A 19,755-nucleotide genomic window follows, 5' to 3' on the forward strand; every position below is an offset into this window, starting at 1 on the left:
ATCCAAAGCTAGTAGAAGCACATAATAATAGAGGTAATACTTTAAAAGACCTAGGCAGGTATGATGAAGCTATAGTGTGTTATAAAAAAGCAATAATCTTAAACCCCAACCTAATTGAACCACGCTATAATTTAGGAATATTGTTATATAATAAAAAAAAATACCTCGAAGCTTTAGAACATTTTAAGTTAATTAATTTTAAAGAAGGAAAAAATTACTTACTCAGGTGTTTATATTCAGCTAATCAACAGCCTGATTTTTATAAACAATTAGATACCATGTTAAACCAAGGTGAAACAAATGCAGTGATTGGCTCACTAATCTCTCGTTCAGAAATTAAATATGGAATTAATAGATTAAATCCATTCTGTAATGAGCCGCTGAAATATGTTTTGATTTCTGATCTATCTAAAAAATATGATTTTAAAAATATATTTATAAAAACTGCTAATGATATTTTAAAAGACAAAACAACTGGAAGTAAAGCACAAGGTCACCTAACTAATGGTCGTCAAACTTCAGGAAATTTTTTTGATATAAAGGGCTTTTATATTAAGCAAATAGAAAATATAATACATTTAGAATTAGAAAAGTATCGAATTCATTTTAAAAATAGTAAAGAAGGTTTTTTAAAAAAATGGCCAGCAAGTTATAAAATAAATGGTTGGCTTGTAAATATGAAAAGTGGAGGTAGCATAAAAGCTCATATGCATGATTTGGGCTGGATTACAGGTAGTATTTACATAAATGTTCCAAGAAAAGTAAAGAATGACAGTGGAAATATTGTTGTATGTTTAGATGATACAGAAAATAAACTTAGAAAAACAAAACAAGAGAGTACTATAAATGTTGTAACTGGGAGTTTATGTCTTTTTCCAGCTTCTTTACTTCATTACACAATTCCATTTGAGTCTCAAGAAGACCGAACAGTTCTAGCATTTGATGTCATACCAAATAACTAAATATTTATTTGTGATAAAATTAATATCGTTTGCAATGCTTATAATCAACCAACTGTAATCTCGACACATGCGTGACACAATAATTGAAAGTATTTAGATTTAGCAAAAATAATAAGTGTTGATTTTATTGAGTGATGGTGCCCCCGCACGGAGACGAACCGCGGACCTATTGATTACAAATCAACAAGCAAAGACAATTTACATTCATTAACTATTGATACTACTTACTTCTAGACTCACGTCAAGTTGGTTAAAGATATTTCACTTCAATTTCACTTCACTTGTTTTACTCTATATTGCCCGTTTCAACATCGCACTTATAGTGTTCTAAAAACTTTTTATTTTTATAATCATATTTAGACATTGTCATAGTAGGCTCTGTCTCTCCTGCAAATACGATCATTTGAAAGCCTAATTCATAATCTACAAATCTTGCAGTTACTTGATTTTCACCTATGTCTAATTTGTTTGCTTCAATCATTACAAATTTATCTTTTTCTTCATCGAAATATTCAAGACCTACTGCTTGTAATGTGAATTTCAAAGGATCGTAATTCCTTCCAAAAGCTGACTTCATATTAAGACATGACAGTTTTAAACCTTGATCTGCATTTGAGGTCGTTGGCAATAATAATAAGATAATTATAAGAATTCTTAACATTATCTAACTATCCAAATGACTAATGGTTTCACAAAGCTTATTAGCTTTTAATACAGACGGAACAAGCTTATCTAACTTCCAATTGTTAGTCGTTATATCGAAATATTTTGCTGCTTTAAAGTCGATCCCATCTACTATCTCAATTTCATACTTATTCTCTTTTTTATAAAAATTGTTTAAGCGATGGATGTATTCTTTAACTGGAAACTCTCCCAAGGAAAAAGTAACTCTAAACCCAATTAAAAAAGGATTAACTGCCTGAACTTTAGCTGTAAAATCTTCTCCATTAATTTTGATTGGAATATTTTTACCCTCTAGTTGATATATATCACCAGGTTTTTCATAAGTGACAAAGGTAAAGTTATTATAGACAGTTTCACAATTTTCTCTCGATCCTATAAAGAAATTTAAACTATCACCATGAACTACTTCACCACTAACTCTCGCATAAGATAGAGTTTCATATCTATCTATTGTCCACTCTTCCTCAGCTTGTGCTTGGTAGGCAATTATCATTAAAAAAAGAATTAAGTGGGCTGAAACAAAGATAAGGAACCGCTTCAAGACTTAAGCTCCACATTTACACCAATTTTTTTAAGGGTCCTTATTATTTTGTCCCAAATAATAGAATTATGGTCGCTTGGGCTAATTTCAAATTTAAAAGTTTGTTTGTAAACTGGGCTGCAGTTATCGTAAGCTATATAAGCACTTACATGACAGTATTTATTAATACGGTCTATTTCCATATATCAAAACTCCTATTGTTGGTTGTATTTTTTAAGGTAAGTAATTTGTAGTTGGTAATGGTTTCACTCCTCTTCCAATCAAGAGGTCTACGTAAAGAGGAATGTAAGGAAAAAAAACGTAAACGCGAAAAAAGGAATGAAATCCAATGCATGATTCTATTTTAAACATATATGTTTGTTTAAAATCTGCTCCAATATTGTTTAATTTATGAATTTAATAAATCTAGTTTTGCATTAAAAATTTGATATGTTGAAAAAATGAGTTTATCTAAAATTGAGAATAATTTAAAAAAACTCATCACAAATTTCGACAAAGAAAATTTTATTTATGATTTTTTATTGGCTTTTGATCAACCTAAATCTTCAATCAATCGACTTAAAAAAGGTGATTATAATAAATCAAAAAAAGAAGATGAGATAATTTGGAGTAAAAAGATCTATTTTAAGAAAATTAGAAAAGAAGATGATGTTCATTATGTGATTGATGATTTATCAAAAAATAAAAATGCAGAAAAATTTAAAGTTAGATTTTTAATTGTAACTGATTTTAACACGTTTTTAGCTAAAGATTTAAAAAATCATGACACTTTAGATATTGATATAAATAAAATTTATTTAAATGCAAATTTTTTCATGCCATTAACTGGACTGGAAAAAGCAGAAAATATAAGCGAAAATTTAGCCGATGTAAAAGCTGCTTATAAAATGGGAAAATTATTTGATATTTTAATTAAAGATAATCCAAAATTAAATGATAATGAAAGATCCAAACATCACTTAAACTTATTTTTTTCTAAAATTTTATTTTGTTTTTTTTCTGAAGATTCTGAAATATTTGAAGAAAGACTTTTTACAAAATCAATTATTTCATATACCCAAGAAAATGGAGATGATTTAGATACTTTTTTTCAAAATCTATTCGAAGTTTTAAACTTAGAAAAAAGATCTGATATACCAGTTTATTTAACAAAATTTCCTTATGTTAATGGTGGATTATTTGAAGAAAAAATAAATATTCCAAAATTTTCTAAAGAGTCTAGGAAATTATTGATCGAAATAGGTGACCTTGACTGGTCATTGATAAATCCAGATATTTTGGGGTCTATGATGCAAGCTGTAGTAAGTCAAGATAAACGTGACGAATTTGGAATCCACTATACTTCTGTTGAAAATATTTTGAAAATTATAAAACCATTATTCCTTGATGAACTTTATAGTAATTTAGAGGAGGCACATGACAATAAAAAAAAATTGAATTTAATTTTGTTAAAGATTTACAACACTAGGATCTTTGATCCTGCTTGTGGTTCAGGGAATTTTTTAGTCATTAGTTTTAAAGAACTTTGTAAGATTGAGCTAGAAATTTTTAAAAAATTACAAACTATTGATTCAAATCAATGGCTAATAATGAAATCAGGAATTAGTTTAAATCAATTTTATGGTATTGAAATTGATGACTATGCCCATGAGTCAGCAAAGCTTTCTTTATGGATAGCTCAACATCAAATAAATTTATATTTTAAAGATGTTTTAGGTGAAACCAAAGCTACTTTGCCCTTAACAACTTCAGGTAATATATATTGTGAAAACTCCAATGAAATAGACTGGGATAAAATTTGTCCTAAGGATAAAAAAAAGATTACCTATTTAATTGGAAATCCTCCTTATCTAGGTTCAACATGGCAAACGAAAAAACAAAGATTTGAAATTGAAAAAATTTTTAAAGGAAAAAAAAATTATAAAAATTTAGATTATATTTCTTGTTGGTTTATAAAAGGATCAAAATATATAAAGGACTCAAATTCTAAATTAGCCTTTGTATCAACTAATTCGATAACTCAGGGTGAACAAGTTATTAGTTTGTGGCCAAACATTCTTGATTTGGATATTGAAATTGAATTTGCTTATAAATCATTTCATTGGAAAAATAATGCAAAAGCCAAAGCAGGTGTAACCTGTGTAATTATTTGTTTATCAAATAAAGCAGATAATAAAAAAAGAATATTTGAAAAGTCTACTTTCAGATTTGTAAAAAATATTAATCCTTATTTAATAGATTTAGATAATAATACAATTGTAAATAGAACTCACGATCCCTTATTTGATAAACCTAAAATGATTTATGGTAATAAACCAACAGATAATGGAAATTTTATTTTATCATATGAAGAAAAAGAAAAAATTTTAACAAAGTTTCCTGAGGCAAAACAATATGTTAAAAAATATATAGGAGCACAAGAGTTTATTAAAGGAATAGAACGGTGGTGTTTATGGATAGAAGACAAAGATTTAGAAAATATAAAGAAATTTGATTTAATCAATGAAAGAATTAAAAAAGTAAAAGAATTTAGATTAACAAGTAGATCTAAAAGTACAAATAAAGCTGCTGAAAGAGCTCATAAATTTATTGGAATACAGCACCCGCCCAGTTCAGCTTTAATAATTCCTTGTGTGTCATCAGGTGAAAGAAACTATATACCTGTTGGATTCGTGGATAGCTCATATGTAATAAATAACAATGCGCATGCTTTATATAATCCAGAAATTTTCATTTTTTCATTTGTGTCTTCAAAAATGCACATGTCTTGGGTTAGTGTTGTAAGTGGAAGAATGAGATCGGATTTTAATTATTCATCATCTTTTTGTTATAATCCCTTCCCAATTCCCAAAATTGATATCCAAACTAAAAAAAATCTTGAAAAAATAGCTTTTGATATTATTGATATTAGAGAAAAATTTCCTGATTTAACTATAGCTCAACTATATAATAATAAAACCATGCCCAATTTATTAAAAAGTGCTCATAAAAATATAGATAATGTAATAGATAAATGCTACCGGAATGATGAATTTAAATCTGATGATGATAGAGTAAAATTTCTATTTGAAATGTATGAAAATAATAAAAGAAATTTAATCTAAATGAAAAATTTTGTAGATGTAACATATCAACAAACTGGTAAAAGTTTAAACATAGATTCTCTTGGAATGAGAGAAATGCAGAAAAGGGCATTTGAGGATAGAAATTCTCAGTATTTACTTTTAAAAGCACCACCTGCTTCTGGAAAATCAAGAGCTCTTATGTTTTTAGGTTTGGATAAACTTTATAATCAAGGGATAAAAAAAGTAATTGTTGCAGTTCCAGAACGATCTATTGGAGGTTCTTTTGATAGGACCAAGCTAGTAGATCATGGTTTTTTTGCAGATTGGGATTATAATGAAGATTATAATCTATGCACACCAGGAGGTGATCATAAAAAAGTTAGAGCTTTCAGAACATTCATAGAAGATAAATCTGAGGCCATATTAATATGCACACATGCAACTTTAAGATTTGCATTTAATCAGCTAGATGTATCTGTCTTCAATGATACTTTAATAGCTATTGATGAATTTCATCATGTTTCAGCTGCAATAGAAAATAAATTAGGTGAAGTTTTGAGTAAAATAATGAATAAAACAAATGCCCATATTATTGCAATGACTGGTTCATATTTTAGAGGAGATAATATCCCAGTATTACTGCCTGAAGATGAAATGAAGTTTACTCCTGTAACCTACAATTATTATGAACAACTTAACGGTTATAAATATTTAAAATCTCTTGGTATTGGTTATCACTTTTATCAGGGTAAATATCTTTCAGCTATAAAAGAGGTTTTAGATACCGATCAAAAAACTATTGTTCATATCCCTAATGTTAATGCTGGAGAGTCAACGAAACTTAAACACGATGAAGTAGATACAATATTAGATTTTATAGGTAATATAGATAAGCAGGATCCAGAAACTGGGGTTATTCATGTTAAAAGAGAAGATGGAAAAATTATAAAAGTAGCTGATTTAGTTAATGACAATAATAATGATAGAGAAAAAATTATTAATTATCTCAGGAAGATTAAAGATGTAGATGATATTGATATTATAATCGCTCTTGGTATGGCTAAAGAAGGATTTGATTGGCCTTTCTGTGAACATGCACTGACAATTGGGTATCGTGGTTCATTGACCGAAATTATCCAGATAATTGGGAGAGCCACAAGAGATAGCGAAAATAAAAGTCACTCTCAATTTACAAACTTGATAGCTCAACCTGATGTTTCTGATAGTGAGGTAAAACTTTCGGTGAATAATATGTTGAAAGCTATAACAGCTTCATTACTAATGGAACAAGTATTAGCCCCACATGTTAATTTTAAAACAAAAACAAGTAGTGGTAATGTTGATCCTGGAACAATCGAAATAGGTGGATTTAAGGAACCAAGTTCAAAAAAAGTTAAACAAATTTTAGAAAGTGATTTAAATGATTTAAAAGCAACAATACTTCAAGATGACCAAATGATAAAAGCTATTCCAGGAAATATGGATCCTCAGGTAATTAATCAAGTTTTAATTCCAAAGATAATTCAAACTAAATATCCAGAACTTTCAAAAGAAGAAATCGAAGAAGTTAGACAACATGTTTTGGTTGATTCTGTAATTAAAAATGGAGAAATAAAGGAAGTTGGAGACAAAAGATTTGTTAGAATGGCGGATAAGTTTATTAATATTGATCAATTACATATTGATTTAATAGACCAGGTTAATCCATTTCAAAAAGCTTTTGAGGTTTTATCCAAAAATGTAACCACAAAATTATTAAAAGTGATTAGCGAAACTATAGAATCTCAAAAAATAATTATGACAGATCAGGAAGCGGTTTTACTTTATAAAAAAATTGCAGATTTCATTAAAAAACACAATAGAGAACCTAAATTAAATTCAAGAGACCCAATTGAAAGAAGAATGGCTGAAGCAATAGTTTTTTTGAAAAATAAAAAGAGACAACAGAATAAATAACCTAAATGTTAGATTTTGACAACGAACTTAAAAAAATATTAAAAGATGATCCATTAGGTATTTTAAAAATTCGTAAATCTCAATCAATTACAACAGATCAAAGGTTAAAAGTTTCCTTTGAAGAGATAAATAAATTTATAGATGAAAATGAAAGGGAACCTGAAGAAAGTATTGATATTTCTGAAAGAAAATTATTTTCACGTTTAAAAGAATTAAAGAAAGATTTTGGCAAAGCTTCAATTTTAAAAGATTTAGATAGACATAATTTACTTGAAAATGTTAAAGAAAATATAACTGTTGATGATATTTTAAGTAACGATGTGCTTGGTTTACTCGATGATGATCCAGTAAATATTTTTGATTTAAAAAATATACCAAAAAATAAAAATAAAACTGATTTTGTAGCAAGAAGAAAACCATGTGAGAATTTTAAAGATTATGAGAATAATTTTAAAACAATGCAAAAAGAAATTAAGGAAGGAAAAAGAAAACTAATAACTCATAAGGAGCATCATTTAAAAGAAGGTAGATACTTTGTTTTAGATGGAATTTTATTATTTTTAGAAAAAATTGAAGATCCAATTGTAAAAGAATTTAATGATAAAACACAAGGTAAACGAAAAAGGCTTGATCCAAGAATCCGCTGTATCTTTGAGAATGGATTAGAGTCAAATATGTATTTAAGATCACTGGGTAAAGAACTTTATAATAATGGAAGTACGGTTATTCAATCTAATGATGAAGCGTTGGACGAATTCACCAAAGGTTTTAATGGTATTACTGACAAAGATAATGCTACTGGCCATATTTATGTATTGTCATCGTTAAGTAAAAAAGCTGAAATTAATTCAATAAGGGATTTGTATAAGATTGGATATTGCACAACTTCAATTGAAACAAGAATTGAAAATGCAGAAAATGAAACAACATTTTTAATGGCACCAGTTAAAATTATGTCCGCATATAAAACTTTTAATTTAGATCCTCAAAAATTTGAAAGCATAATTCATAATTTTTTTTCAGAAAGATGTCTTGATGTAAAGATAGCTGATAAAAAAGGAAACTATAAAATGCCAAAAGAATGGTATATTGTTTCATTAAATATTATTGATGAAATAATCCAGTTAACTATTAACAATCAAATTCATAACTATAAATTCGATCACTTATCAAATAAAATATTACATCTCTAATGATAAAGTTTAAAAAAACATTCGACTATTACGCAACAGATAATGAGCTAGGTGATTATATAACTTTTATGTCAGATGTTATAGCGGGAGATATAGATCCACAAATAGAGTTTGATGTTGAAAGTGATGAATGTCATCGTTATGTGACCATAAATATCCTAGATAATGTTTTACATTAATAAAAACAATTTCACTTCAATTTCACTTCAGTGAGTTCTACTTTCTTCCTTTGTATAGTCTTTGTTCTACTATTTTTTCTTATAGGTTTTTTTTAAAAGTTCAAAAAGTGAAATAAGTAAAGGATTGTGTGGTGCCCCCGCACGGAGTCGAACCGCGGACCTATTGATTACAAATCAATTGCTCTACCAGCTGAGCTACAAGGGCATTCGTATCACTGAAGTTTTTAATGTTAAAAGTCAATTAAATCAACAATTAAAAGGTTTGGTTATTAAAAGGTAATTCTCTGATTTATAACTTTATAGCTTGTTGTAGACTGTTTGGGACTAATCTGTCTTGTTCTTGTCGGTGTGAGATAATTAATCAATTTGAGTCGTGGTTAAGGATTTGTTAGTCTTTTAGATATGTGGAATAAATTTATAACTGGTTTTTGTAAGGTAGAGTTTCTCTGTTATGAGGGGACTCCAAACTGGCTTGGTTGGGGAATATTAGGTTTTGGGTTAATAATTTTAATAATAATTTATCTAACAATTACAAAAGGGACATGAAAGATAAGCTAGTCTTTAAATCTGTAGATGCGTGTTTTGAATACATGGAAAAGTTTTTTACCAACGATGAGTTAAAACCAAAATCTTTGTACCATGGAAAAATTCTTCACATGATAGTGAATGATGCTGGAAAGAAAACTTTAGCTTACGTTAAGGTTTTGTGTTTGATTGATGGAAAAACAGATTACGCTATGGTTTCAGCTTTTCTGTGTGATTGTGATATCTTTAATTGTGAGTGTAAACCAAAATATAAAAAAGATGACATGGTCTATATTGGTATGGGCACAGTCATTAATAAAACAATTGATAATAGAGTTAGAAGATGGGAAAAAACATTTAAAACTGAAGAAGATTTCAAAGGAGGTGGTATGCATCCAAATAATATTGGTAATATTATCAAAAAACTCAAATTAACTCTTAATGTTGCTACTAGCCAATTTGATCATGAGGATTAACTATGAAAAAATTATTATTAACAATATTCTTAAGTTTAGTTTGTATTACTTCCGCATTCTCAAAAAATAAAAAAGAAATTGCTCTTGAAAATTGTGCTGATGAAACTTTTATTAATTATGAGGATAAGTCTTATAAAAAAACAATGGGTAGTGCGAGAGGTACAATTGTGCGTAATTGGGGAAAAATTAAAAGAGGTGAAGAACTTTTGAACCAAGGCTACGCATTAAATGAAAAAGCAGATAAAGCTGCTAAAGCATATGAAGGTAAAGAGGTACCAGAACAAGTATTAAAAGGCTTTAGTGACATGAGGTATAGAGCAAGGAATTACATTATAGCTGGTTATAATCATTATGGTTTATATGCTGATGAAATCGTGAAGAAAACTAGTATCAATAAAAAAACTAAAAATGAAGAGTATGCTAATTTCCTAATTAATTGTGAAAAATTACATAGTGAAACTCCTTATGGTTTTGAATTAAAGTGGGGTAATAAATGAAAAAACTTTTAATTATACTTTTTTCTTTAGTGACACTTTTAAGAGTTATATTTGAAACATTCTTTCTCTTGGCACTATTTTTAACCGCATCTTATTTTTCTTATCAAATTTTAATTGGAAACAATGTTGAGCTTGATTATTTAGGAATATACTTATTTATGACAATTAAATCTTTTTCTTTTCCTAATCCTTTCATTGTTTTGATATTAATAGGATTTTTCTATGCCTCTTATAAAATACTACAAGGTTTGTATTTTGAATTTATTAAATATAGGTCTAAATAAAAAGTTATGAAAAAACTTTTATCACTTATTTTTTTTACTTTATTCTTTTCAAACGTAGCATTTTCAGATGACGTAATTTATGAGTACAGCGATAAATTATCTAATAAAGAATTAAGCACTAATCAAATAGTAGAAATTTGTAAAGAATATGAGTCTAAGAATATTGATCTTGGTCAATATGATCAGGCAACATTTAATACAGGTAGAGGAATAGAAAACTATTGTGCTACCATGAAAATGCGTGCTGAGTTTAAGACTGAAGCTAAATACGATTATATTCAAGAAAGCTGGGGTAAACTTGATATAGAAAAATTATATTTCAAATACCTTAGTAATAAGTTTTTTAAATTAGAAATTCCTAAAAATAAGGAACGATCATGCAAGATTGATATTAAGAACGAAAAAAGAGTTACCCTATACGAAATAAGCAGAAGATGCGGTGTTGAAAAAATTATCACATATGAAGAATCTATGGAGGAGCCAAAGTGTACTTCAGAACCTTGTAATTTAGTTAAGATCGAATACGAGGGTGAAGATGATCTTAAAAATAATTGGATAAATATTATTGATCATTTTTATGCTGATGCAAACAATGATGGCTACATGGATCTTGTGATCAGGTTTCAAAAGGATGGAGCCTATTCAATGGGTGCTCAAACTATGACAGCTGCTGTTACTTCATTCCGAGAAGGAGATAAAACTCAATTAAACAGCTTTGAAAAAAGATATGTAGATCAGTCTACTACTTATGCTAATTACTTAACAACGTGCAGTAAATATAAACGTTCATACCCTTTTACCAGTGCCATAGCCAATATTACAGAAGTTGAAGTTTTTATTGGAAAAAATCTAGACGTTGATTGTTTAGTTAAAAAGTTTGAAGAGCATCAAAAAACTTATCCTGTAAAATCATTTTTATCTGACAAACCTTTAAAACCTCAAAAAATAATTTTAAATAAAGAAACATCTAAATCACTAACTAATAATCTTACTTATGAAAAATATGAAATGAGTTCATTAGTAGATCAAAAATGTGGTGAGAGTTGTGTCTATACGTCTGAAGCTTTGATCATCCATAAAAATAAATATTGGTACGTAAAGGGTTCCAACGATAGAGGATTGAAAGCTGAAATGTATTCTAATGATGAATTACTGATCACCAACATGATGACGACCCATAAAAGGAAATATACTTTTGATACTAATTACATAGGACGTTTTGATGAAGATGCTATGACTACATTTGCCAAAGACCAGAATGTTTATCTAAACGCATGTGGTCCAGATCCAAAAAAATATTATGACAAGCCATTTAATATACAAAACATAGTCACTGAAGTTCCTAATAGAATTACTAAATTAGAAAAAAGTAAGTACGAAAGAAAGTTTCAAACAATAGCTAATTCTACGATCAATCTTGATGGTAATAAAATAGATATATCTGTCTCAAATTTTAGAGACTTAATGATAAGAGATAATGATGGTCATGTTCTTGCAACGAGAAAAATAAGTGGTGCTAGTTCCCTATATGAACTTAAACATAAAGGTAAAGTAGTTGCATGGGGTGTTGGTTGGGATCAATATTGTGAAAATATTAATCCTAATTTTACAGCATTAAGAATATTCTTACCTGTTAAAAAAAATAACAAGATATCTATTGAGCAAAAACTAACTAGTTTAAACGTGAGCCCATTTTATAAAGCAACCATTAATTCAAAAAAATTAATAATTTCAGACGCAGTAAAAATTACTGGATCATCTAACGCTGCTAATTATTATTATCAAGGTCAAAAGTTTTATGAACTAGATCATGTTAATGGTTTTAAATCTATTGATACATACGAAGAGCTACATGAAAAAATAGATGTATTACAGATAAGTCCAGCAAGAATGGTAAATATTTTAGCTCGTTTTTATGAAACTGAAGTACTTAATAAATATACTAGGGCAAACTTTGATAATATTTACAAGGATTTATTAGCTAACTATCACTGGGATTTATTCTATGAGTTTGGTGATAATATTTTTCAAACCAATTTAGCTAGCAGTATCGATGATCTTGCTATCAGCGATCAAATTAAAGATGCTTTAAGAGCTAGAGAAAAAAGAGAATTAGCATGGGATGATTTTCCACCAATAGTTTGGGAGATACCAAATCTTAAAAAGAATTGTTTTAAACAAAAAACTTACGAAACACTTAAAGAACTAGCTAGAAATTGTTATTTTTTCCACTCGTCATACGTAATGGAATATGGCTTTGATGATGCTAAATGGTTTGCTGTACAGACAGAATTCAAAGATTCAAAAGATTTATTAAATGAAGATAAAGATAAAAGATTTGAAGAATTTTTAGATTATCAAATTAATGACATGAAATCTTTTGTATGGGAAGATTTAGGTATGGATGGAACTGTTGTTGATGAACTTCTGAGTATATTTCAAAGAGCTAATGGTGGATATACAATATCAAAAGATAAGAGGTATGTTGTGATCAGTGGTTGTGAGTATAAAAACTGTACTAAAAAAGGTTTAGTTTTTATTGATACAGAAGTTAATTACGTAATAGCCCTAATAAGACATCAAAGTTACCAACCTGATAAAACTGACAATGCAGTTGAGTCTGATGATTGGTTAGTCTTATCTCAGGCACATGATAAATATAAGAATCTACCAAAAGAGTTTATTGATGCTGTTACTAAATGGAGATTAGTTGAAGGGCAGGCTGTTGGTGAGGACTCGTTACCACTTCCACGTATCATAAGATTTGTTGGAGGTTTTAATAAAGACATAGAGGTCTTAAATTATACAGATCCAGATAAAACAAGAGACGATAGAAATGGATGGCTAGGAGTAAGAATTAAGCAAATTGATAAAGATAATAATTCAGTTGTAGTTATTGATACTGTTACTGAAGATGGTCCAGCTTCTCTCGCAGGTGTTAAGTCTGGTGACATTATTCTTTCTTTGAATAATAAAATTATAGCTACCAAAGAAGAATTACTTTATCTCTTAAGCCAACTAAAAGCTGATCAAATTGTAGATTTTAAAGTTATTAGAAAAGGAAAAAGAATTGATCTAAACGTTAAGTTAGGTGCTAAGTGAAAAATGTTTTATCAATTTTAATAATTGGATTAATTATTGCAGGCTGTTCAAGAGAGGAAAATAATTTACGTCAAGCCTTATCTCATTGTGCTGATATTAAATATATCAAAAATTTAAACGCATACCCTGAAATTATAATAACAAAAACTAGAAAATCGGGAATAATGATGGAGTTATCAGATCGAGAAAAAGCAATAAAACAATATAAAGTAGATAATAATATAGACAAAAGTTTGATGGGTCCTACAGAGCTTAAAAGTAAGTTAAGTAATTTAGCAGATGAGATTAATATGAAACTTTATATGCTATTGAATGAAGTGCTAGCTGAGGCATCAAATATTCAGGCTTTAAATGAAAAAACTATTGATTATAAAGTTGAACATAAAAAAGATGAATTCTTTTACTATGCAGAATTTCACCTAGAATGTTGGAATGAATACAAGAGAGATAATGGTTATTATTCTGAAGAATTTATAGACAAATATTTAGAATGGCAAAAACAAGATGTTTCAAATTTAGGAAAACAAAGTTACGAATTTTTAAATGGAATGTTGGCACTTACCAAAAACTATAGTTACACACAAAAATTTAGAGACCACTTTACTAAGACTATGGTTATACTTCCTCCAAGAAATTAACTATCTCATTGGTAACTTATCTCGTAGTTCCTTATTAACGCTATCTAATTTTTCCATTATATGTCCTTGAGCATCATCGTTTCTTTTGCCCCAATGATTAAGTACCTCTACTATTGAACGTGTAGACAAATAAATCATTATTAAAAGAACTGCCATTCCCATTAGTATCGCTAAACCTATATCCATATTTTCTCCTTTTTAATAAGGTTATATTTTTGTAATATTTTTTACTATAATTTTAATTTAAATAATTGAATCTGTCTTGTTCTTGTCGGTGTTTGGATGAATAAAATAACTGAATCTTTTTTGCTTAAATGATGCTAGTATTTACTAGATGAATAACATGTGTGCGGATGATTATTTAAAGACCACTGATTACAAATCAATTGCTCTACCAGCTGAGCTACAAGGGCTTATCTGATTTCTATTAAGAAATCTTATACTAATCAAGAATTTTTTTTAAATAACTTAAATGATGAAACACAATTGCTGCACTATTTGAGATATTTAAGCTTTCTACATCCTTATTTATATCTATCTTAACAAAAAAATCTGTGTACTTTCCAGTATGTTCCCTCATACCAAAACCCTCAGATCCAAATAAAAGAACATTTTTTCCTTCCCATTTGATGTCGGTAAAGTCTTTTTCCCCTCTTGCATCAAACCCATAAACCCAAAAATTCTTTTCTCTTAAATTTTTAAGTGTTGAATTTATGTTTGACACCTCAAAAATATTAATATGCTCCATACATCCACTCGCTGCTTTATACATAAGCTTACTATCAGAGGGGAACTGTCTTTCTTTAACTATTAATCCGTCAATATGAAATGAAGAGGCACTTCTAATTAATGATCCAATATTTCTTGGGTCAGTTACTTCATCAATACAAACAAATGTTAATTTGTTTTTTCCTTTTATAAATTCTTTTAAGTCGGGTTGATCGATATGCTCCACTTCTGCAATGTACCCACCGTGCATGATTTGATCTTTAGAAGTGTACTTATCTAATTCTTTTTTTGATTTAAAATAAACCTTAACGTCCTCAAGAACATTTTTCTTTGGGTTTTTTCTATGAATATTTTTTTTACTTTCTTCCGTTAAAAAAACTTTTAAAACCTTTCTTTTTGGGTTTCTTAAAGCCTCAATAACAGCATGTTGACCAACGATTAAAAAAGATGATTTATTCATAAATTATCCTTGTTTTATACGTATTTTCCTGCATTTTCACAGTAAATCTCGTGTTGCAATTGCATAATAAAAATATATAAAACGGCTGTTGTTTGAAGCTTTTATTGAACAAGGGGACACTTCCCCAAAAAGGAGGGGTTCCAGAGCGGTCAAATGGGGCGGGCTGTAAACCCGTTGACTTCGGTCTTCGAAAGTTCGAATCTTTCCCCCTCCACCATTCAATAAATTTTTTTAATAACAATGGAGTGTTATTCTTGATGTTGTGCGGGTGTAGTTCAATGGTAGAACGCTAGCCTTCCAAGCTGGATGTAAGAGTTCGATTCTCTTTACCCGCTCCAAGAAAAAAAGAAATTATTAATAAAAACTAAAACTGAGGTAAAAAAGTAATGTCAAAAGAAAAGTTCGTAAGAAATAAACCACACTGTAACATTGGTACAATTGGTCATGTCGACCATGGTAAAACAACATTAACTGCTGCAATTACAATCACTCTATCAGAAGCTGGTGGAGCAAAAGCTGTTGCTTACGATCAGATTGATAAAGCCCCTGAGGAAAAAGAAAGAGGGATTACAATTTCAACTGCTCACGTTGAGTACGAAACTGAAAAAAGACACTACGCACACGTAGATTGCCCAGGTCACGCTGACTATGTAAAAAATATGATTACAGGTGCAGCTCAAATGGATGGAGCAATTTTAGTTGTTAACGCAGCTGACGGTCCTATGCCTCAAACTAGAGAACACATTCTTTTAGGAAGACAAGTTGGTATTCCTTCAATTGTTGTTTACTTAAACAAAGTAGACCAAGTTGATGATAAAGACATGATTGAACTTGTAGAAGAAGAAATTAGAGAACTTTTAACTTCATATAAATATCCAGGTGACAAAACTCCAATCATTAAAGGTTCAGCATTAGCAGCCGTAGAAAAAAGAGATGATGAAATTGGAAAAAATTCTATTTTAGAATTAATGAAAGCAGTTGATGAATTTATTCCTCAACCAACTAGAGACAAAGACAAACCTTTTCTAATGCCTGTTGAGGATGTTTTCTCAATTTCTGGCAGGGGAACTGTAGCAACTGGAAGAATTGAATCTGGTGTTATTAAAACAGGTGAAGAAGTTGAAATTGTTGGTGTTACTGAAACTAAAAAATCAGTTTGTACTGGTGTTGAAATGTTTAGAAAACTTTTAGACTCAGGTGAGGCTGGTGATAACGTTGGTATCTTATTAAGAGGTGTTGAGCGGGATGACATTCAAAGAGGACAAGTCCTTTGTAAACCTGGTTCAATTACACCACATACTAAATTTGAAGCTCAGGCTTATGTACTTAAAAAAGATGAGGGTGGAAGACATACTCCTTTCTTTACTAAATACAGACCACAGTTTTACTTTAGAACAACAGATGTAACAGGTGAAGTAACATTGCCAGCAGGAACTGAAATGGTTATGCCTGGTGATGATGCTAAATTCACAGTTACTTTAATTACTCCAATCGCGATGAGTGAAAAACTAAATTTTGCTATCCGTGAAGGTGGTAGAACAGTTGGAGCTGGAGTAGTAACAAAAATTATAGAGTAAACTCTATAGGAGTGTAGCTCAATTGGTAGAGCGCCGGTCTCCAAAACCGGAGGCTGAGGGTTCGAGTCCCTCCGCTCCTGCCAATAAGCTGAATGATATATTATGAAAAACCCAATTAAATTTATTCAAGAAGTTAAGCAAGAGGCTTTTAAAGTTTCTTGGCCAACTGGAAAAGAGACTATGCAAGGTGCTTTAATGGTATTTGCTATGGCTTTGGTTATGTCGCTTTTCTTTTTACTTCTTGATCAATTTCTAAAGTTTTTATTGGAAGCATTACTAAAGGTAAGTATTTGATGAAAAATTGGTATATTGTTCAATCTCACTCAAATTTTGAGAATAAAGTTGCTGGATTAATAAAAGAAGAAGCTGAAAAAGCTAAAATTGCAGACAAAGTTGAAGAAATCGTTGTTCCAACTCATGATGTAACTGAAGTTAAAAGAGGAAAGAGAATTCAAAGAAAAAAGAAGTACTTTCCAGGTTATGTTTTAATAAAATGTGAGATGGATAATGGTCTTTATCATTTAATTAAAAATTTAAAGAGAGTTAGTGGTTTTTTAGGCTCTAAAGGCATTCCCGTACCAGTATCTGACAAGGAAATAGAAAAAATTCTAGGTCAAATAAAAGATGGTGTAGCACAGCCAAAATCTGGTATAGAATACAGCATTGGTGAAAAGGTTCAGGTTGTTGATGGACCTTTTGCATCATTCAGTGGAATGGTTGAAGATATTGATGAAGAGAAATCTAGATTAAAAGTTTCAGTATCAATTTTTGGAAGACCTACTCCTGTTGATTTAGAATATAACCAAGTAGAGAAAGCAAGTTAATGGCAAAAGAAATTAGTGGCTACATAAAATTACAAATTTTGGGTGGTCAAGCAAATCCAGCTCCACCGGTTGGACCTGCTTTAGGTCAACGTGGAATTAACATAATGGAATTTTGTAAAGCTTTTAACGATAAGACCAAGGCATTTGCTGGAAAACCAATTCCAGTAATTATTACAGTTTATAAAGATAAAAAATTTGATTTTGAAATTAAATCACCACCAGCATCTCACTTTATTAAAGAAGCTGCTAAATTAAAAGGTGGATCAAAAGAACCAGGAAGAAGTATAGCTGGATCAATTTCAAAAAAACAAGCTGAAGATATTGCAACACAAAAAATGAAAGATCTTAATGCACATGATTTGGAACAAGCAGTTAAAATCATTGAAGGCTCAGCAAGATCAATGGGAATAGAGGTTAAAGACTAATGGCTTCAAAAAGATTTAGTAAATTACCAGAAAAAACAAAAGACTTAACATCCGAATCAATTGAAAAATTATTGCCAGTGATTAAAAAAAACTGCACGACAAAATTTGATGAGTCTATTGATTTAAGCCTCCAAGTAAATAACAAACAGAAAAAAGGTGAAGTTAATATTAGAACTGTAGTTAATTTACCAGGTGGTAATGGTAAAAATGTAAAGGTTGCTGTTGTTTGTGAAGACGACAAAACTCAGGAAGCCAAAGATGCAGGTGCTGATATAGTAGGCAGTGAAGAATTTATCGAGCAAATTAAGGCTGGTGAATTAAATTTTGAAAAATTGATTTGTACGCCAGGCATGATGATTAAACTTTCTAAACTTGGAAAAGTTTTGGGACCAAAGGGACTTATGCCTAACCCTAAACTTGGTTCTGTTTCTGACAATGTGAAACAAGCAGTTACAGATGCTAAATCTGGTCAAGCTGAAATCAGAAATGATAAAGATGGAAATATTGGTGTTAGTATTGGTAAAAAATCTTTCCATGACGATCAATTGTTGAAAAATTATAATGCAATTCTTGATGCTTTAGACAAAGAAAAGGGTAATCTAACTTTAAAAGGTGATTTAATAAAAAATACTTTTGTAACATCAAGTATGGGCGTGTCTTACAAAATTAAATTAGGAAAAGTTATTTAGTCATGATGAGTCGAGAACAAAAAAAAGCATATATCACAGAGATGGAATCTCAGTTTCAAAACCATGAAGCTGTATTAGTTACTCATTACCAGGGGCTTACAATGTCACAACTTGATGAACTAAGATCTCAAATGAGAGAACATGGAATTATATTTAAAATTACTAAAAACAGAATAACTAAACTAGCAATAGAAAAAACTAAGTGTAAAGACCTTTCTAATTTATTTGCAGGCGCTACAGCTGTAGCATTTTCTGACGATGCCATCATTTCAGCAAGAATTTTATCAAAGTTCGCTAAAACAAATGAAAACTTGAAGTTATTAGGTGGAATAATGGGAAATGATGTTTTGGATCAAGCTGGAGTTCAAAATGTTGCCAATTTACCAACTTTAGACGAGGCGCGTGCTAATATTGTGGGAATTCTAGCAACACCTGCATCTAAATTTGTAAGTATTTTACTTGCACGATCTGAAAAAATGAGTATTTTGTCACCAGAAAATTCTGAAAAATAACCATAAAGAAATAAAAAAAATATGCCTGATTTAAATAAAATTATTGAAGATTTATCAAGTTTGACTGTAGTGGAAGCAGCTGATCTTTCTAAGCAACTTGAAGAAAAATGGGGTGTTACAGCTATGGCTGCAGCAGCACCAGCGGCAGCGGCAGGTGGAGCAGCTGAAGAAGCAAAAGATGAGTTTACAGTTATGTTAGTTTCAGCTGGTGATAAAAAAATTAATGTTATCAAAGAAGTTAGAGCAGCAACATCTTTAGGTCTTAAAGAAGCAAAAGATCTAGTTGAAGGTGCACCTAAAGAAGTTAAATCTGGTGTAAATAAAAAAGATGCTGAAGAGCTTAAAACTAAATTAGAAGCAGCCGGCGCAAAAGTAGAACTTAAATAAATTAATTAGAAAGAACTTAATTATTGATTAATTTTTAATCAATAACTATT

Annotated in this window: 20 protein-coding genes and 4 tRNA genes; 20 read left to right on the forward strand and 4 right to left on the reverse strand. The window is 29.8% G+C overall.

What is annotated here, in order from left to right; all coding sequences use genetic code 11:
- A partial coding sequence (locus tag VP91_RS05090; RefSeq protein WP_169036375.1) for a putative 2OG-Fe(II) oxygenase occupies positions 1-962 on the forward strand: 962 nt, incomplete at its 5' end.
- 286 nt (positions 963-1,248) lie between these two features.
- Here VP91_RS05090 and VP91_RS05095 read toward each other — a convergent pair.
- Together VP91_RS05095 and VP91_RS05100 are read right to left on the reverse strand one after the other, a co-directional pair.
- Positions 1,249-1,623, reverse strand: coding sequence for a hypothetical protein (locus VP91_RS05095; RefSeq protein WP_169036376.1), 375 nt, complete (start codon positions 1,621-1,623; stop codon positions 1,249-1,251).
- A gap of 3 nt (positions 1,624-1,626) precedes the next feature.
- Positions 1,627-2,139 carry a hypothetical protein gene (locus VP91_RS05100; protein WP_248289226.1) on the reverse strand — a complete coding sequence of 171 codons (513 nt, stop codon included), beginning with the start codon at positions 2,137-2,139 and terminating at the stop codon, positions 1,627-1,629.
- Positions 2,140-2,627: 488 nt separating this feature from the next.
- On the opposite strand from VP91_RS05100, the gene VP91_RS05105 reads away from it, so the two are divergent.
- The 4 genes from VP91_RS05105 to VP91_RS05120 are packed head-to-tail and all read left to right on the forward strand — an operon-like array spanning position 2,628 to position 8,580.
- A complete protein-coding gene (locus VP91_RS05105; protein ID WP_169036378.1) occupies positions 2,628-5,291 on the forward strand; it encodes a class I SAM-dependent DNA methyltransferase in 2,664 nt (887 codons plus the stop codon).
- Positions 5,292-7,208, forward strand: a complete 1,917-nt coding sequence (locus VP91_RS05110; RefSeq protein WP_169036379.1) for a DEAD/DEAH box helicase — start codon at positions 5,292-5,294, stop codon at positions 7,206-7,208.
- A 5-nt stretch (positions 7,209-7,213) separates the two neighbouring features.
- A complete protein-coding gene (locus VP91_RS05115) occupies positions 7,214-8,401 on the forward strand; it encodes a GIY-YIG nuclease family protein (RefSeq protein ID WP_169036380.1) in 1,188 nt (395 codons plus the stop codon).
- Positions 8,401-8,580, forward strand: a complete 180-nt coding sequence (locus tag VP91_RS05120; protein WP_169036381.1) for a hypothetical protein — start codon at positions 8,401-8,403, stop codon at positions 8,578-8,580. Before VP91_RS05115 ends, VP91_RS05120 begins: the two co-directional genes overlap by 1 nt.
- 129 nt (positions 8,581-8,709) lie before the next feature.
- Here the strand turns inward: VP91_RS05120 and VP91_RS05125 are convergent.
- Positions 8,710-8,785: transfer RNA gene (locus tag VP91_RS05125), tRNA-Thr, on the reverse strand.
- Between the two features lie 337 nt (positions 8,786-9,122).
- Between VP91_RS05125 and VP91_RS05130 the strand changes: the two genes are divergently transcribed.
- Genes VP91_RS05130 through VP91_RS05150 form a run of 5 tightly spaced genes read left to right on the forward strand, consistent with a single transcriptional unit; the run spans position 9,123 to position 14,102 of the window.
- Positions 9,123-9,581 carry a hypothetical protein gene (locus VP91_RS05130; RefSeq protein ID WP_169036382.1) on the forward strand — a complete coding sequence of 153 codons (459 nt, stop codon included), beginning with the start codon at positions 9,123-9,125 and terminating at the stop codon, positions 9,579-9,581.
- Positions 9,582-9,583: 2 nt separating this feature from the next.
- Positions 9,584-10,078: a hypothetical protein gene (locus VP91_RS05135; RefSeq protein WP_169036383.1), complete on the forward strand. Its 495-nt coding sequence runs from the start codon at positions 9,584-9,586 to the stop codon at positions 10,076-10,078.
- Positions 10,075-10,362, forward strand: a complete 288-nt coding sequence (locus VP91_RS05140; protein WP_169036384.1) for a hypothetical protein — start codon at positions 10,075-10,077, stop codon at positions 10,360-10,362. The genes VP91_RS05135 and VP91_RS05140 overlap by 4 nt, the downstream gene beginning before the upstream one ends.
- A 6-nt stretch (positions 10,363-10,368) precedes the next feature.
- Entirely contained in the window at positions 10,369-13,464 is a 3,096-nt protein-coding gene (locus VP91_RS05145) for a PDZ domain-containing protein (protein ID WP_169036385.1), read from the forward strand.
- Positions 13,461-14,102 (forward strand): hypothetical protein, encoded by a 642-nt coding sequence (locus tag VP91_RS05150; RefSeq protein ID WP_169036386.1) that lies wholly within the window; start codon positions 13,461-13,463, stop codon positions 14,100-14,102. The genes VP91_RS05145 and VP91_RS05150 overlap by 4 nt, the downstream gene beginning before the upstream one ends.
- Before the next feature lie 442 nt (positions 14,103-14,544).
- Here the strand turns inward: VP91_RS05150 and rlmB are convergent, their stop codons facing one another.
- Positions 14,545-15,291: a 23S rRNA (guanosine(2251)-2'-O)-methyltransferase RlmB gene (gene rlmB, locus VP91_RS05155; RefSeq protein WP_169036387.1), complete on the reverse strand. Its 747-nt coding sequence runs from the start codon at positions 15,289-15,291 to the stop codon at positions 14,545-14,547.
- 131 nt (positions 15,292-15,422) lie between these two features.
- Here rlmB and VP91_RS05160 point away from each other — a divergent pair.
- From VP91_RS05160 to rplL, 10 genes are all read left to right on the forward strand, one after another.
- Positions 15,423-15,508: transfer RNA gene (locus VP91_RS05160), tRNA-Tyr, on the forward strand.
- A 47-nt stretch (positions 15,509-15,555) separates the two neighbouring features.
- Positions 15,556-15,629 (forward strand) — tRNA-Gly (locus VP91_RS05165).
- A 48-nt stretch (positions 15,630-15,677) separates the two neighbouring features.
- Positions 15,678-16,868 carry an elongation factor Tu gene (gene tuf / locus VP91_RS05170; RefSeq protein WP_169036388.1) on the forward strand — a complete coding sequence of 397 codons (1,191 nt, stop codon included), beginning with the start codon at positions 15,678-15,680 and terminating at the stop codon, positions 16,866-16,868.
- A 7-nt stretch (positions 16,869-16,875) separates the two neighbouring features.
- Positions 16,876-16,951: transfer RNA gene (locus VP91_RS05175), tRNA-Trp, on the forward strand.
- 19 nt (positions 16,952-16,970) lie between these two features.
- Positions 16,971-17,162 (forward strand): preprotein translocase subunit SecE, encoded by a 192-nt coding sequence (secE, locus tag VP91_RS05180; protein ID WP_169036389.1) that lies wholly within the window; start codon positions 16,971-16,973, stop codon positions 17,160-17,162.
- Positions 17,162-17,692, forward strand: coding sequence for a transcription termination/antitermination protein NusG (nusG, locus tag VP91_RS05185; protein WP_169036390.1), 531 nt, complete (start codon positions 17,162-17,164; stop codon positions 17,690-17,692). The genes secE and nusG overlap by 1 nt, the downstream gene beginning before the upstream one ends.
- Positions 17,692-18,117 (forward strand): 50S ribosomal protein L11, encoded by a 426-nt coding sequence (rplK, locus tag VP91_RS05190; protein WP_169036391.1) that lies wholly within the window; start codon positions 17,692-17,694, stop codon positions 18,115-18,117. Before nusG ends, rplK begins: the two co-directional genes overlap by 1 nt.
- Positions 18,117-18,806, forward strand: a complete 690-nt coding sequence (rplA, locus tag VP91_RS05195; RefSeq protein WP_169036392.1) for a 50S ribosomal protein L1 — start codon at positions 18,117-18,119, stop codon at positions 18,804-18,806. The genes rplK and rplA overlap by 1 nt, the downstream gene beginning before the upstream one ends.
- A gap of 5 nt (positions 18,807-18,811) precedes the next feature.
- Positions 18,812-19,318, forward strand: a complete 507-nt coding sequence (gene rplJ / locus VP91_RS05200) for a 50S ribosomal protein L10 (RefSeq protein ID WP_169036707.1) — start codon at positions 18,812-18,814, stop codon at positions 19,316-19,318.
- A gap of 21 nt (positions 19,319-19,339) precedes the next feature.
- A complete protein-coding gene (gene rplL, locus VP91_RS05205) occupies positions 19,340-19,705 on the forward strand; it encodes a 50S ribosomal protein L7/L12 (RefSeq protein WP_169036393.1) in 366 nt (121 codons plus the stop codon).
- The last annotated feature ends 50 nt before the right edge of the window (positions 19,706-19,755 follow it).

It is taken from the genome of Candidatus Pelagibacter communis, from assembly GCF_012932795.1.
In the GTDB taxonomy this organism is placed as follows: domain Bacteria; phylum Pseudomonadota; class Alphaproteobacteria; order Pelagibacterales; family Pelagibacteraceae; genus Pelagibacter; species Pelagibacter ubique_S.